This is a genomic window from Mycolicibacterium wolinskyi, from assembly GCF_002101965.1.
GTDB classification, from domain to species: domain Bacteria; phylum Actinomycetota; class Actinomycetes; order Mycobacteriales; family Mycobacteriaceae; genus Mycobacterium; species Mycobacterium wolinskyi.
Genome location: NZ_LQQA01000010.1, coordinates 244,872 through 258,920, shown reverse-complemented (window position 1 = coordinate 258,920; position 14,049 = coordinate 244,872). Strand labels below are relative to the sequence as shown.

The 14,049-nt window shown below is 66.6% G+C and carries 15 protein-coding genes; 6 read left to right on the top strand and 9 right to left on the bottom strand.

Features of this window, described 5'->3' with window-relative positions; translation table 11 throughout:
- Positions 1-44: 44 nt before the first annotated feature.
- From AWC31_RS09990 to AWC31_RS09980, 3 genes are read left to right on the top strand one after another with little or no spacing between them, the layout of a single operon-like run.
- A complete protein-coding gene (locus AWC31_RS09990) occupies positions 45-701 on the top strand; it encodes a DUF1989 domain-containing protein (protein ID WP_085144129.1) in 657 nt (218 codons plus the stop codon).
- Positions 677-1,933 (top strand): NADH:flavin oxidoreductase, encoded by a 1,257-nt coding sequence (locus tag AWC31_RS09985; protein ID WP_234816789.1) that lies wholly within the window; start codon positions 677-679, stop codon positions 1,931-1,933. Before AWC31_RS09990 ends, AWC31_RS09985 begins: the two co-directional genes overlap by 25 nt.
- Positions 1,908-2,660 carry a polysaccharide deacetylase family protein gene (locus AWC31_RS09980; RefSeq protein ID WP_337360654.1) on the top strand — a complete coding sequence of 251 codons (753 nt, stop codon included), beginning with the start codon at positions 1,908-1,910 and terminating at the stop codon, positions 2,658-2,660. The genes AWC31_RS09985 and AWC31_RS09980 overlap by 26 nt, the downstream gene beginning before the upstream one ends.
- 21 nt (positions 2,661-2,681) lie before the next feature.
- Here the strand turns inward: AWC31_RS09980 and AWC31_RS09975 are convergent, their stop codons facing one another.
- Entirely contained in the window at positions 2,682-4,259 is a 1,578-nt protein-coding gene (locus tag AWC31_RS09975; protein WP_234816788.1) for a PucR family transcriptional regulator, read from the bottom strand.
- A gap of 90 nt (positions 4,260-4,349) precedes the next feature.
- Between AWC31_RS09975 and AWC31_RS09970 the strand changes: the two genes are divergently transcribed.
- A complete protein-coding gene (locus AWC31_RS09970) occupies positions 4,350-5,771 on the top strand; it encodes a cytosine permease (protein WP_085144126.1) in 1,422 nt (473 codons plus the stop codon).
- Positions 5,768-6,352, top strand: a complete 585-nt coding sequence (locus AWC31_RS09965; protein ID WP_067844368.1) for a VOC family protein — start codon at positions 5,768-5,770, stop codon at positions 6,350-6,352. Before AWC31_RS09970 ends, AWC31_RS09965 begins: the two co-directional genes overlap by 4 nt.
- 164 nt (positions 6,353-6,516) lie before the next feature.
- Here AWC31_RS09965 and AWC31_RS09960 read toward each other — a convergent pair whose 3' ends face one another.
- On the bottom strand, positions 6,517-7,047 hold the full coding sequence (locus AWC31_RS09960; RefSeq protein WP_085144125.1) for a DUF6611 family protein: 531 nt from the start codon (positions 7,045-7,047) through the stop codon (positions 6,517-6,519).
- Between the two features lie 108 nt (positions 7,048-7,155).
- Here AWC31_RS09960 and AWC31_RS09955 point away from each other — a divergent pair, with 108 nt between their 5' ends.
- The gene (locus AWC31_RS09955) at positions 7,156-8,190 is read left to right on the top strand and encodes a 4Fe-4S binding protein (RefSeq protein WP_085144124.1); all 1,035 of its coding nucleotides are present in this window, start codon (positions 7,156-7,158) and stop codon (positions 8,188-8,190) included.
- Positions 8,191-8,196: 6 nt separating this feature from the next.
- Here AWC31_RS09955 and pth read toward each other — a convergent pair whose 3' ends face one another.
- From pth to glmU, 7 genes are all read right to left on the bottom strand, one after another.
- Positions 8,197-8,772: an aminoacyl-tRNA hydrolase gene (pth, locus tag AWC31_RS09950; RefSeq protein WP_085144123.1), complete on the bottom strand. Its 576-nt coding sequence runs from the start codon at positions 8,770-8,772 to the stop codon at positions 8,197-8,199.
- Positions 8,773-8,778: 6 nt separating this feature from the next.
- A complete protein-coding gene (locus AWC31_RS09945) occupies positions 8,779-9,438 on the bottom strand; it encodes a 50S ribosomal protein L25/general stress protein Ctc (RefSeq protein WP_067844380.1) in 660 nt (219 codons plus the stop codon).
- Between the two features lie 159 nt (positions 9,439-9,597).
- Complete coding sequence (locus AWC31_RS09940; RefSeq protein ID WP_085144122.1) at positions 9,598-10,476, bottom strand: oxidoreductase; 879 nt, start codon at positions 10,474-10,476, stop codon at positions 9,598-9,600.
- A gap of 9 nt (positions 10,477-10,485) precedes the next feature.
- Positions 10,486-11,127: an LpqN/LpqT family lipoprotein gene (locus tag AWC31_RS09935; protein ID WP_085144121.1), complete on the bottom strand. Its 642-nt coding sequence runs from the start codon at positions 11,125-11,127 to the stop codon at positions 10,486-10,488.
- On the bottom strand, positions 11,124-11,471 hold the full coding sequence (gene arsC / locus AWC31_RS09930; RefSeq protein ID WP_085144120.1) for an arsenate reductase (glutaredoxin): 348 nt from the start codon (positions 11,469-11,471) through the stop codon (positions 11,124-11,126). The genes AWC31_RS09935 and arsC overlap by 4 nt, the downstream gene beginning before the upstream one ends.
- Complete coding sequence (locus AWC31_RS09925) at positions 11,471-12,451, bottom strand: ribose-phosphate diphosphokinase (RefSeq protein WP_067844389.1); 981 nt, start codon at positions 12,449-12,451, stop codon at positions 11,471-11,473. Before AWC31_RS09925 ends, arsC begins: the two co-directional genes overlap by 1 nt.
- Positions 12,452-12,553: 102 nt before the next feature.
- The gene (gene glmU / locus AWC31_RS09920) at positions 12,554-13,984 is read right to left on the bottom strand and encodes a bifunctional UDP-N-acetylglucosamine diphosphorylase/glucosamine-1-phosphate N-acetyltransferase GlmU (RefSeq protein WP_085144119.1); all 1,431 of its coding nucleotides are present in this window, start codon (positions 13,982-13,984) and stop codon (positions 12,554-12,556) included.
- Between the last annotated feature and the right edge of the window lie 65 nt (positions 13,985-14,049).

The window sequence follows — 14,049 nt, the reverse complement described above, 5'->3', positions numbered from 1 at the left end:
AACAACCATGATGGTCGACACGGTGTCGCCCGTTGAATGCGTACATGAAGCTGAGAAACACCACCGGCTACCTCGAGGTGCCGGCCGGCGCCGGGCGCGCTGTGCAGATCTGTCGTGGTGACCGATTGCAAGTGATCGACGTTGACGGCGGGCAGGTGGGCGACCTATTCGCCTTCGCGACAGCCGATGTCGGCGAGTATCTGTCGGCCAGCCACACTCGCACGGCAACCGGCAGTCTGTTCCCGCAGATCGGCGATCAGTTCGTCACCAACCGCCGTCGGCCCATTCTGACCCTGGCCGAGGACACTTCGCCGGGCACGCACGACATGCTGATCGCCGCGTGCGATCCCGAGCGCTACCGCAAACTCGGTGTCGACGACCACAATTCGTGCGCCGCCAACTTGCAAGCAGCGCTGGCCGGGCTGGGACTCGTCACGGATGTCGTGCCTCAGCCGGTCAATCTGTTCATGAATATCCCGGTCAGCGCGGAGGGCACGTTGAGTTGGCTGCCCGCGGTGAGTCGTTCCGGCGACTCCGTCACCCTCGAAGCGGAAATGGACTGCGTGGTCGTGGTCTCCGCCTGCCCCATGGATCTCAACCCGATCAATGGTGATCGGCCCACTCCGCTCGCCCTACGCATCACAACGCCCCACATCGACACCGAGGAGATTCGAGCATGGCCAACGCACACCCGGCACTGACGGCCCAGCGGGTCGGCACCCTGACACTTGACAACAAGTTCGCCGTCGCGCCGATGACACGCGTGTCGGCAACTCCGGATGGCGCTGCCACTACTGAAATGGCGGATTACTACAGAGATTTCGCGCGCGGGGGATTCGGCCTGCTAGTGACCGAAGGTATCTACACCGACGTCACCCACAGCCAGGGCTATCTCAACCAGCCAGGCCTGGCCACCGACGCCCATGTTCAGGCGTGGCGGCCGGTGACCGATGGTGTGCACGCTCATGGCGTACCGATCGTCGCGCAACTCATGCACGCCGGCGCACTGTCGCAGGGAAATGCGCACGGCGCCGGCACGATCGCGCCGTCGGCGATCACACCGCGCGGTACGATGCTCGACGAATACGGTGGCTCTGGTGGATGGCCAACCCCGCAGGAGATGACCCGCGATGAGATCGATACTGTGGTAAGCAGTTTCGGCGATGCCGCCGTCCGTGCGCAAGCCGCCGGTTTCGACGGTGTGGAAGTGCACGCGGCCAACGGCTATCTTCTCGACCAGTTCCTGACCGCGTACACCAACACCCGCGATGACGAGTACGGCGGCGGTGTCGCCAACCGGATCAAGCTCGCCGCACGCGTGCTCAGTGAGATCCGCAACCGGGTCGCCGAGGGATTCCTGGTGGGAGTCCGGCTGTCACAGACCAAGGTCAACGACTTCACCTACCGGTGGCCGGGCGGCGCGGCCGACGCGGAGATCATCTTCGCGACACTGGCCGGCACCGGTGCCGACTATCTGCACATCGCCAGCGAGGGCCGCGATTTCATCGACACCGCGCGGTTCTCGGATGGCCGGACCATCACGGCGCTCGCCCGCGAGGTCAGCGGGTTGCCGGTGATGGCCAAGGCGGTATGCACGACCTGCGACAGGCCGCCGACGTACTCGAGGGCGGACATGCGGATCTGTTGTCGATCGGCCGCGGCGCACTGGCCAATCCCGACCTGCCGAGGCGGGTGGCGGCTGGGGAGGACCTGGAAGGGTTCGATCACGAAATGCTCTCGCCGATGGCCACAATTGCCAACGCCCGCAACTGGCGAACTGCCGAGAGCGTCTCATGAGCACGCCGTGGCATCGCGGTGCTGCGGCCGTCGCGACACTGACGTTCGACGTCGACGCCGAAACGCCGATCCTTGCGCAGGGGCGTCGCTATGCAGACCATATGATGACCATGTCGCACCAGTCGTACGGGCCTGATGTCGGAGTGCCGCGCATACTGGATATGCTCGACGAACTTCAAGTGCTGGCAACGTTTTTCGTGCCCGGATGGGTGGCCGAGCAGCGGGTCGGGCTGGCGGCCTCGATTGTCCAGCGCGGGCACGAAGTTGCACACCACTCCTACAGCCACCGATCGCCTGTGACGATGACGGCGGCAGAGGAGCGCGCGGACTTCGAGCGTGGAATGGAGGTTTTCGGCAAGCAGGACATCGACATTCGAGGACACCGTGCCGCCCTGTGGGGTGCGAGCTGGCAGACTCCGAGCCTGATCGCCGAGTACGGTCTGTCCTACGACTCCTCCCTGATGGGCGACGACCGGCCATACCGCATCAACACCGACGTCGCACCCATCGTGGAGTTGCCGGTGCACTGGTCGTTGGACGACTGGGAGCAGTACGCCTACCTGCCCGACCCGCACGTCGGTTCGGTGATCGAGTCACCGGTGAAGGTCGCCGAGATGTGGCGTGCAGAGCTCGACGGGATGCGCCGATACCGGTGTTTGTTCAACCTCTGTGTGCACCCGTTTCTTTCGGGCCGCCCCGGGCGCATCATGGCCCTGCGCGGCGTGATCGAACACGCGCTGGAACTGGGTGACGTCCGGTTCGCGCGGTGCCGCGACGTGGCCGAGGCAGTGGACGGGGACCGCGCGATCCAGCCGCGCACCCTCCGACCGCCGGTGGCGCAGGCGGACGTGTACCCGGACTGACGCAGCGTCGTCAACTCTTCGTCAACTCAAGGCATCGGCTTCCAGCGCCAGGAACAGATCGACGCGGTCCTCGAGTCGAGTCACATCACGTCCGGTCAGCTCGCCGATGCGAGACACCCGGTTACGGAGGGTGTTGACATGTACGTACAGATCGCTCGCGGTGGCCGACCAGTGCCCGTCGTTGCTCAAGAACGTGCGAAGGGTGCGCTCCAGCTCGGTGCCGTTGTGCTCGTCGTTCGTGCGCAACGGGCCGAGGATGTCGTCGGCGAAGCGGCGCAGCAGCGCCCGGTCGTGCAGTCCGAGCAGCATTCGATGGGTACCGACATCGGCGAAAGTGCCGACGCGCGAGTCTTTACTGCGTCGGCGAAGGACCTGGCACACTTCTCGGGAGCCGATCAGCGGTTCGCGCAGTTCCGTCGAATCGGCCGCCGGTGCACCGATCCCCACCACGACACGGTGTTCCGGAAAGCGTCGGCGCACTGCGTCGGACAGCTGATGACAGAATCCGGCGAGGTCCTCGCCGGTGCTGTTCCAAGGGAACACGACCACCGTGTCTTGGCTGCCCGCCACCACCACCGCCGGGATGCCACGGCGCCGGAAGAACCCTTCGATCTCGTCGGTGGAACCGGCGGGTCGCATCGGCTCGTCGCCGACCACCATCGTGATGACGGCCAGCTGCGCGGCGGGGTCGATGCCGAACGCCCGCAATCGATCCTGAACATCGGCAACCCGAGCGGCACCGGACAGGATCATCTCCAGCAGCTCGCTGGAGAAGCGTGACTCTATCGCATGCAGCGCTTGCTGTTTGGTGACCTCGAGGCTGAGGAATCGCGCGGCCTGATCGATCGCGTCACGCTCGACTCCGCTGAGTTCTGCCAGCGGACGCAGGCAGAACAGCCCGGCGTCGATATCGCCCATTGCGCCTTCGACGAGGTACACCGAGGCCAGCCCGGCGCCTGGCAGATCGACTTCGAGCGGCGGTGGCCGACGAGCCAGCGCCTCGGCGGCCGCCCGGTCGGTGTCGGCGTCGGTACCGGGCGCATCGCCGGCCAGCCGCCTCCCCATCCTGTCGACCACCAGCAGCGGCAGTTCGTGGTCGCGCCGCAAGACCTCCAGCACGCCTTCGGCGCCGCCGCCGCGCGAGATGGACGTTGCCAGCGCATTGCCGCGGCGGACGAGACGAGCCAGCGCATCCTGTCGTGCCGCACCCTGTATCCGTGCCGCTGTCTCGGTGATGGCGGTGAACGGCACCCTGATCGACACCGTGGCGAGCGGAATTCCCGCGGCGACACAGGCTTCGACGAGATCGTCTGGGGCGACTGGTGTCTGCGCGGTGAGACCGAAGATCAGTCCGGCGGCGCGGGCACGTTGCAGCGCGGCGACAAACTCGCCGGCGGTCACTGAATCGCGCCACAAGCCGTTGGTCAACACCAGTTCCGTGGGTCGGATGTAGGGCGACGGGTCGGGCAGTTCGGTGTTGTGCAGCCACAGCACCTCGCTGTCGAGCGCGTCGACCGGACCAGGCGTCAGCAGGGTGAGTTCCAAGGTGGAGTCCGCGAGGAGTGTCTGCAGGCTCAGCATCGGTGTATCTACATCCATTCAAATGGGCAGTTTGTGGATGTTTATACACTCGGCGCCTTCAGTTCGCGGTGTTTCGATGAGCGGAAGCCAACCAGCGAGGAGCCGCCGATGTCCACCAGTCCGCTTGAGACCAGGCCGCCCACTCAGGGGTCTGACCCAGCCGTACCGTTTGACGCGCATGGCATCGAACCCATTCCCGACGACAGCCGGGACTGTTCACCGTGGGAACTGTTCTGGATCTGGGCCGGCGCCAACATCGCGCCCATCAACTGGGTGCTCGGTGCACTCGGGATCACGCTTGGTCTGAGCCTCGTCGAGACACTCGCGGTCGTCGTGGTGGGAAACCTTCTCGGCTGCAGCGTCTTCGGCCTCTTCAATGTCGTCGGCCACCGCACCGCGGTGAATCAGATGGTGCTGGGCCGGGCACCGTTCGGCCGGCTCGGTGGCATCGTGCCGGGCGTGGCGCAGTTCCTGCTCACGATGGGCTGGGTCGGGGTGAACACCTGGGTGGTGCTCGACCTGGTGCTGGCCGTCCTGGCGGAACTCGGCGTCACCGGCGGGGCCTGGCTGGATTTTTTGGTAGCCGCGGGAATCATGGCGGTACAACTCGGTCTGGCGTTGTACGGGTTCTATGCGATCCGCAGCTTTGAGAAGTGGACCGTGCCGGCCACCGTGGTCGTGATGGCGGCGATGACCGTGCTGGCGATCGCGACCACCGATATCAATTGGAGTTTCGCCGGAGCCGAGCTGCAGCCCGGCGAGAAGATCACGGCGGTGACACAACTGTTGACGGCCATCGGCATCGGCTGGGGTCTGACGTGGATCCCGTATGCGTCGGATTACAGCCGATTCGTTCGCGTCGACGCGTCGGCCCGCGCGGTGTTCTGGTCGTCTTCGCTGGGCATGTACATCCCGACGGTGTGGTTGGCCGCACTCGGGGCGTGTCTGGCCAGCGCAGGCGGCGGCAGTGACCCGTCGGCCCTGGTGGTCGGGACGTTCGGCGTAATGGCCGTCCCCGTGTTGCTACTGCTGGTGCACGGTCCGATTGCAACCAACATTTTGAACCTCTACTCGTGCTCGCTCGCGGCGTTGTCGATCGGAGTGCGGGCCACGCGATGGAAGGTGACTCTGATCGCCGGATTGGTGGCCTCGGCGGTGCTCGCGGTGTTCGTCAACGCCGACAGCTTCGCGCATGCCTTCGACAACTGGATGGTCTCCATCTTGGTTTGGATCAGCCCGTGGGCGGCCATCATGCTGGTGGACTACTTCGCAATTCGCCGTGGCCGTCTCGACACCGACTCGCTGTATCTGCCGGCTGAGGCGTCTACATACGGAATGTTCAACTCCGCCGGGTTGACGAGCCTCGCAGCAGGCGTCGTCGCCGGCTGGGCATGGCAGTACGGTCTCGTGCCGGCAATGCAGGGCCCGCTCGCGACCGCACTCGGCAACACCGACTTCTCATGGCTGTCAGGGAGCCTCGTCGCCGGCATCCTGTACTTTGTGCTCGCTCGGCGTGCGGTGCGGGCATGACCGACGACAGCAAACTACCGCAGGTTGTAAGCGCAACGGAACTGTCGAACAGCTTCCTCGGCAAACTGATCGAGGTCTGCTTCGTCACGGCCGACCACCGGCGCACGATGGAAGGCCTCGTGCGGCTGGGCATCGGGCCGTGGCGGGTGTACACCTTCGACTCCGCCACTGTCACCGAGCGGACCTACCGCGGGGAGACGGCGGACTACGGCATCAAGGTGTGCTTCGCTGACGTCGGAGACCTGGCTGTAGAGATCATGGAACCGCTGTACGGGCCGTCGATCTTCCAGGAGTTCCTCGATACCCACGGCGAGGGCATCCAGCACATTGCCTTCGACTGCGACGAGAAGCCGTGGCAGGACCGGCTGGGCGAGTTCGGGCGTCGCGGATTCCCGCTGGTGCAATCGGGCCGGTTCGTCGACGCCAACGCCTTCGCCTTTTTTGACACCGAGTCGGTGACCGGCACCGTATTCGAAACCTATTCGATCCCTTCGGGTTTCGTGTGGCCGGAGCCCGAGGAGTGGTACCCGGCGCCGCCGCCGCCCGGGCAGGCGCCGCCGGTGCGGCCGCAGCGGCATTAGGGATACAGGCGCTGCCCGCTGGCACCCAAGGCACACGCTCGAAACCATCGGCATCCGCTCAGTGTTCGCGGCGGCCCGGTTCTGCCGGACGATGTTCGCGCGCATGGCCAGCAGAAGCACGGCGGGCGCAGCCATCAACGCCAGCTCCTCGAACAGGTCGGCCATCACGCATGCGGTCCGGCGGCGACGCTGTCGGCCAGCCGGTCGTAGACCTGCCACCAGATCAGCTCGTGCTCGACGACGCCGATGTCACCGTGCGCGAGCCGTTCGTCGGCCTCAAGTAGCACGGCTGCGAGCTCGGCGAGCCGGTCACGGTTCGCCTCGGCCGTCGCATCGGGGTAGCCGAGCATCGTCGTCACGAGCATGCTGCGCACGCGCGTGCGGGCGTCACCGGCCATCGCGAACGCGACGACGCCCGCGCCGATGGCCGCTGCGGTGGACGCGCCGAACACCGCCCACGACGTCGTGGTCCCGGTCAGCACGATCTGGCACAGCAGCCACAACAGGAAACCCCATACCGGCCAACCCCGCGCGAGCCGCAGCCAGCGGCGTTCTGAGCGGCTCAACCCGGGCGGGTAGACCACCAGTCGGTACTGAACGATCCCGAATCGGCCGGGCCGGATCTCGACCGACCCCCACGCACGGGTGCCGTCGAGCAGGCGCTCGCCGAAGCGATGCAACGCCCCGGTGTTCATACCTCCGGTGTACCCCGACCCGCGGCCCTCATATCCGGCCCGAACGGATTATTTACGCCACTGCCGCCGCCCTTTGCAGTCTGGGTATAGATCTCTATACTCAGCTGCATGGCCGAAAGACTCCCCGCCCGCCTCGCCGACCACCCGACAGTGCGCGCGGTACGGGCTCGCAGTGCCGCGCCGCCACCGCGCGTGATCGACGCCGATTGGCTGCGTCAGCTGTGCCTGGACGCGGGAGCCGACGACGTCGCCTTCGCCGGCGTCGACGATCCCGCGCTGGAATCCGAACGCGAGCACGCCGGCGTGGCGTTGCCCGGCGTGCGCAGCTACATCTCGCTCGTCGTCAAGATGAACCGCGACAACGTCCGGTCCACCGCCCGCAGTGTCGCCAATCAGGAATTCCACCGCAGCGGCGAGATCATCAACGAGGCCGCCCACCGGATCACCCGCGCACTGGAGGATGCCGGCCACCGCGCGGTGAATCCGTCGGCCACCTTCCCGATGGAGATGGATCGGTTCCCCGGCCGGATCTGGGTCGTCGCACACAAACCGATCGCGGTGGCCGCGGGCCTTGGCGTGATGGGCATCCACCGCAACGTCATTCATCCCCGCTTCGGCAACTTCATCCTGCTCGCCACCATTCTGGTCGGCGATCCGATCAGCAGTTACGGTGCACCACTGGACTATTCACCGTGCCTGGAATGCAAACTGTGCGTGGCGGCCTGCCCGGTCGGCGCGATCGGCAAGGATGGCGAGTTCGACTTCGTCGCCTGCTCGGTGCACAACTACCGCGAATTCATGGGCGGGTTCACCGACTGGGCGCAGACCATCGCCGACAGCGAGGACGCAGCCGATTTCCGCTCGCGGGTAAGCGATTCCGAGAACGCGTCGATGTGGCAGAGCCTGTCGTTCAAGGCGAACTACAAGGCTGCCTATTGCCTGGCGGTGTGCCCGGCGGGGGAGGACGTGATCGAGCCGTACCTCGACGACCGCAAGGGCTTCATGGACCTGGTGCTCAAACCGTTGCAGGACAAGAAGGAAACGCTCTACGTGCTGCCGAACTCCGCGGCCAAGGCGCACGCCGAGAAGCGGTATCCACACAAGACCGTGAAGGTCGTCGACAGCGGCATCCGCGGGAGGTGAACGGAACTACCAGGCGTGCACGGTGTTCTGGGCCGGCTCCAGACCTTGGGTGATCAGCAGTTCGGTTGCGTCGGCGGCCTGTTCGCAGATCGTCGGAACCTCGGCACGCTCGGCGGCGGTGAAGTTCTCCAGCACGAACGCCGCCGGGTCCTTGCGGCCCGGCGGGCGTCCCACGCCGATGCGTACGCGCTGAAAGTCCTTGGTGCCCAAGGCTGACGCCACCGAGCGCAGCCCGTTGTGCCCGCCTTCGCCGCCACCGAGCTTGAGCCGGATCCGGCCGAAGTCGATGTCGAGCTCGTCATGGAGAACCACGACGCGTGAGGCCGGAACCGAATAGAACTTCGCCAACGGCCCGACCTGGCGGCCTGATTCGTTCATGTAGCAGCGTGGCTTGGCCAGCACCACCGCTGCACCGGCGAGCCGGCCGGTCGCCACCTCGGCACCGGATTTCTTGTGCACCTTGAAGGCCGAGCCCATTCGCCCGGCCAACAGGTCGGCCACCATGAAGCCGAGGTTGTGCCGGGTCTTGGCGTAGGCGGGCCCGGGGTTTCCCAGGCCCACCACCAGAAGCGACTCGGCCACGAAGAATTACTCGGCCGACTCTTCGGCCGCCTCGGCCGCTGGCTCCTCGGCGGCCGGAGCCTCGGCGGTCTCGCCCGCACCCTCGGCCTCGAGATCCTCGGCGCTCGGGGCCTCGACGACGTTGATCACGAGCAGCTCGGGATCCGAGATCAGGTTGACGCCCGCGGGCAGCGCGATCTGGCCCGCGGTGAACTGCGTACCTGCCTCGACGCCCTCGACCGAGACCGTGAGCTGCTCGGGGATCGACAGGGCCTCGGCCTCGATCTCGATGGTGTTGGCGTCCTGGGTGACCAGGGTGCCCGGCTGCGCCTCACCCTCGACGACGACGGTGACCTCGACGGTCACCTTCTCGCCGCGCTTGACGACGAGCAGGTCGGCGTGCTGGATGTTGCGGCGGATCGGGTGGATGTCGAGCGCCTTGGTCAGCGCGAGCTCTTCCTTGCCGTCGATGTCGAGGGTCAAGACGGCGTTGGTGCCTGCCTTACGCAGCACGGCGGCGAACTCGTGGGCGTTGAGTTCCAGGTGCTGGGGGTCGGTGCCGTGGCCGTAGAGCACGGTGGGCACCAAGCCGGCACGGCGGGCCTGGCGCGACGCGCCCTTGCCGGTGCGGGTGCGGACCGTCGCGGTCAGCTTGTTGGTGGCATTGGTTTTTGCGGCCTTGGCCATTGTGTTGCTCCTCATATGCGGTACTGCGGTCATTCGTCAGCACGGCCAGGGTCGCAACACTTACAGAAGTTCCCGTCGATAACGGTGGTCCACCAGGTCCACCCTCGCCGTGACGCCTGGTCAGGTTAGCAAAGGCCGGGCGCGGTTCCCAAAACGGCGTCAGCGGTCGAGCGGATAGGACACCCCGGTGAGCTGCTCGGACAGGTCCCACAACGCCTTCTGGGTGTCCGTGCGCTTGGCCAGCGGACTGCGCCCGACGGGCTGGGTCGGGCCGAACTGCCCGAACCGCGGCCCGATGAAGCTGTCGCCCGGCACGTCCTCTGACACGGCGTACAGCGTCTGGCGGGCCCCGAACTCGGGTTCGGTGGCCATGAACCGGTTGCCCGCCGCGGCCATCCGCGAGCCGAACCGGCTACCGGTGTGGCCCTGCAGGTTGGTGGCCGAGTAGCCGGGATGGGCGGCGACCGCACGCACCTGCGAACCGGACGCCGACAGCCGGCGCTGCAGCTCAGAGGTGAACATCAGGTTCGCGAGCTTGGACTGCCCGTAGGCCAGCCACGCCGAGTACGGTCGCGACTTCCAGTTCAGGTCCCGTAGGCTGATGACGCCGATCCAGTGCATGAGCGACGACACCGTGACCACGCGGTCGGAGACCTTGGGCAGCAACAGATTCGTCAGCGCGAAGTGGCCGAGATGGTTGGTGCCGATCTGGCTCTCGAAGCCGTCGGCGGTGCGGCTCAGCGGGACCGCCATGATGCCTGCGTTGTTCACCAGAACGTCGACGGTCTCGACGGTGTCGGCGAACTCGTGCACCGAGGCCAGGTCCTGCAGGTCGAGCTTGCGCACCTCGACCGTCCCGCCCGTCATGGTCGCCGCCGCGGCCGTGCCCTTGTCCAGATTGCGGACGGCGACGATCACCTTCGCGCCGACGCGGGCCAGCTCGCGTGCGGTGATGAGGCCCAGCCCGCTGTTGGCGCCGGTGACGACGACGCTGCGGCCGGTGAACGAGGGCAGGTCAGCGCTGGTCCATTCGGTCATGCGGACAACTTACTTCTTCGCGACCGTGAACCCCGAGATGATCGATTCGATGTCGGCGGCCTGCGCCTCGGCTTCGTCGGCGTACGTGGTGACGGTCAGCTGGATCAGGTACCGCTGCGGGGGTGCCTCGACGGTTGTGGGGATCACGACGCGGTTGTAGCTCTGCATGCGCCTGCCGTTGAGGTCGTAGCTGCCTTCGATCATCGCCGACGGGAAACCACGCCAGTCGTCGGTCGAGGCGTTGAGCTGTTTGAAGTTCTCCGACAGTTGGGCATCGGCGTAGCCGTGGTCTTTGAGGGCCTGAGGCACGTCGAAGTCGCCGTGCAGTTTGAACACCAGCAGCATGGCCGTCGGATATGTGTCGCCCTTGGCGATCATCCGGGTGCGGGGCGCCAGGTTGGGATTGTTGTACGGGTGCCAGCCCGGTGGGGTCGGCATCGTGATCGTCAGGTCCGGGATGTCTTCCGGTGCGACCGGTTCGCCGACGACGCCCGAGTTCTCCAGGTACTGCCACAGCGGCACGGGCGGCGCGTCGGACGACGACGTGGTGGTCGTGGTCGTCGTCCAGATCGACTGGTAGTCAGGGGTCTCGGCGCCGCACCCGGTGAGCAGCACGGCGGCGGTGGCGCCCACGGCGATCAGCCGGTTCACAGAATCTCTTGCACCGAATCGATCGGCCGGGCCAGCCGGGTTCCCTTGGCGGTGACGACGAACGGACGCTCGATCAGGATCGGATGCTCGGCCATCGCATCGAGCAGCTCGTCGTCGGACGCATCGGCCAAACCCAGCTCGGCATAGAGGGATTCGCGCTTGCGCACCGCGGTGCGCACGTCGACGCCCGCGTCGGCGATCATCTTCTTCAGCTCGGCCCGCGTCGGCGGCGTCTTGAGGTACTGCACGACCTCGGGCTCAATGCCGTTGTCCCGCAACAACTCCAACGTCTTACGCGACGTCGAGCATTTGGGGTTGTGATAGATGGTGGCTTCGCTAGCCACTAGGCCGACCCGTCGAAGAGGCTGGTGACCGAACCGTTGTCGAACACCGCGCGGATGGTGCTCGCGAGCAGCGGCGCGATCGACAGCACGGTCAGCTGCGGGAACTGCTTGTCCTCGCCGATCGGCAGGGTGTTGGTGACGATCACCTCACGCGCCCCGCACGACGCCAGCCGCTCGCGGGCCGGATCCGACAGCACGCCGTGGGTGGCCGCGATGATGACGTCCGCGGCGCCGTCCTCCTTGAGCAGTTTGACCGCGCCGGCGATCGTGCCGCCGGTGTCGATCATGTCGTCGGTCAGGATGCAGGTCTTGCCCCTCACCTCGCCGACGACGCGGTTGGACTTCACCTGGTTGGGCACGAGCGGATCGCGGGTCTTGTGGATGAAGGCCAGCGGCACGCCGCCCAGCGAATCGGCCCACTTCTCGGCGACGCGCACGCGGCCCGAGTCGGGGGAGACGACCACCATGTCGTGGTCGGAGTAGTTCTCGGCGATGTAGCCGCACAGAAGCGACTGCGCGCGCATGTGGTCGACCGGGCCGTCGAAGAAGCCCTGGATCTGGTCGGTGTGCAGGTCGACGGACACGATGCGGTCGGCGCCCGCGGTCTTGAGCAGGTCGGCGACCAGTCGCGCGGAGATCGGTTCGCGGCCGCGGTGCTTCTTGTCCTGACGCGCGTACGGATAGAACGGCAGGATCGCGGTGATGCGCTTGGCGCTGCCGCGCTTGAGCGCATCGATCATGATGAGCTGCTCCATGAGCCACTGGTTGAGCGGCGCCGGATGGCTCTGCAGCACGAATGCGTCGCTGCCGCGCACGGACTCGTCGAACCGCACGAAGATCTCGCCGTTGGCGAAATCGCGCGCGGTCTGCGCCGTCACGTGGACGTCGAGTTCTTTGGCGACCTGTTCCGCCAACTCCGGATGGGCTCGGCCGGAGAACAGCATCAGGCTTTTGCGATTGTCGGTCCAGTCCGTGGCCACTGTGTGCTGCCTTCGCGGTCGGGAATCGATACGGGCCAATCGTACGTAGCGTTTCCTGGTGCTCGTAGCCGGGTTACCAGATTGCCAACGGAAAACGTCGAGTTAGTCTTTTTCACCCCGCGCTTTGCGCGCGGCTTCCGCGGCCGCCGAGCCCGGGCGTTTGCGCTCGACCCAGCCCTCGATCGTGCGTTGTGCGTTGTCGGAGACGGCCAGCGCACCTGGCGGGACGTCTTCACGCAGCACGGTACCGGCGCCGGTGTAGGCACCGTCACCGACGTTGACCGGGGCGATGAACATCGTGTCCGAGCCGGTGCGGACATGCGAGCCGACCGTGGTGCGATGCTTGCTCTCGCCGTCGTAGTTGACGAACACACTCGACGCGCCGATGTTGCTGTGGTCGCCGATGTCGGCGTCTCCGACATAGGTGAGATGCGGCACTTTGGTGCCGGTGCCGATCGTGGCGTTCTTGGTTTCGACGAACGCGCCCAGCTTGCCGTCGGCGCCGAGCGTGGTACCGGGCCGCAAATAGGTGAACGGGCCGACGGTCGCGGCCTCGCCGATCACCGCGAGCTGTGCGTGCGTGCGGATCACCGAGGCGCGGTCGCCGACCTCGACGTCGGTCAGCGTGGTGTCCGGGCCGATCTCACAGCCGCTGCCGATCTCGGTCGTGCCGAGCAACTGCGTGCCGGGGCGGACGACGGTGTCGCGCCCGATCGTCACGTCGACGTCGATCCACGTGCTGGCCGGGTCGATGATCGTCACCCCGGCGCGCTGATGTCCGGCGACGATGCGCCGGTTAAGTTCGGCACCGAGGTCGGCGAGCTGGACCCGGTCGTTGACGCCCGCGACGAGCGCACTGTCGTCGACGTGCTCGGCCTGCACCGGCAGACCCTGGTTGCGGATCAACGCGATCGCGTCGGTGAGGTACAGCTCGCCCTGGGCGTTGTCGGTGCGCAACTGCGTGAGCGCCGAGCGCAACGCGGCGGCATCGAAGGCATACACCCCGGAGTTGATCTCGGCGACGGTGCGCTGCGCCTCGTCGGCATCGGCGTGCTCGACGATCGCGGTGACCGCACGGTCGGCGTCACGGATGATGCGGCCGTAGCCGGTGGGGTCGGCAAGCGTGGTGGTCAGGATGGTCACACCCGCGCCCTGGTGCGCTTCGGCCAGACCGGCGAGCGTCGTACCGTCGAGCAGCGGAACGTCGGCGGTGGTGACGATGACGGTGCCGCCGAAATCGCTCGGCAGCCCGGCCAGGCCGACGCTGACCGCGTGTCCGGTGCCGAGTTGTTCGTCCTGCACGACGGCGGTGGCCACGCTGCTGACCCGGGCCACCTCGGCGCTGACCTGCTCACGACCATGTCCGACGACCACCACGATGTGGCTGGGCGTCAGCGCGGTGACCGCGTGCAGCGTGTGGGCCAGCATGCTGCGCCCGCCCACGGCGTGCAGGACTTTCGGGATGGCCGACCGCATCCGGGTACCGGCGCCCGCGGCCAGGACGATCACGGCGGTTTCGGTGGTGGACACCAATCTCCTCCTCCGCGAGCGACCGTGTCTGTACAGAAACACGCCGTCAACGCTGTCAGTTTGGGGTC

Bases quoted from the DNA above. Each gene is read 5' to 3' on its own strand.
- AWC31_RS09965 (WP_067844368.1), top strand. From the start codon at position 5,768: ATGACCGACGACAGCAAACTACCGCAGGTTGTAAGCGCAACGGAACTG.
- AWC31_RS09975 (WP_234816788.1), bottom strand. From the start codon at position 4,259: ATGGATGTAGATACACCGATGCTGAGCCTGCAGACACTCCTCGCGGAC.
- AWC31_RS09970 (WP_085144126.1), top strand. From the start codon at position 4,350: ATGTCCACCAGTCCGCTTGAGACCAGGCCGCCCACTCAGGGGTCTGAC.
- AWC31_RS09955 (WP_085144124.1), top strand. From the start codon at position 7,156: ATGGCCGAAAGACTCCCCGCCCGCCTCGCCGACCACCCGACAGTGCGC.
- AWC31_RS09945 (WP_067844380.1), bottom strand. From the start codon at position 9,438: ATGGCCAAGGCCGCAAAAACCAATGCCACCAACAAGCTGACCGCGACG.
- AWC31_RS09990 (WP_085144129.1), top strand. From the start codon at position 45: ATGAAGCTGAGAAACACCACCGGCTACCTCGAGGTGCCGGCCGGCGCC.
- AWC31_RS09940 (WP_085144122.1), bottom strand. From the start codon at position 10,476: ATGACCGAATGGACCAGCGCTGACCTGCCCTCGTTCACCGGCCGCAGC.
- AWC31_RS09985 (WP_234816789.1), top strand. From the start codon at position 677: ATGGCCAACGCACACCCGGCACTGACGGCCCAGCGGGTCGGCACCCTG.
- AWC31_RS09960 (WP_085144125.1), bottom strand. From the start codon at position 7,047: ATGAACACCGGGGCGTTGCATCGCTTCGGCGAGCGCCTGCTCGACGGC.
- AWC31_RS09980 (WP_337360654.1), top strand. From the start codon at position 1,908: ATGTCGCACCAGTCGTACGGGCCTGATGTCGGAGTGCCGCGCATACTG.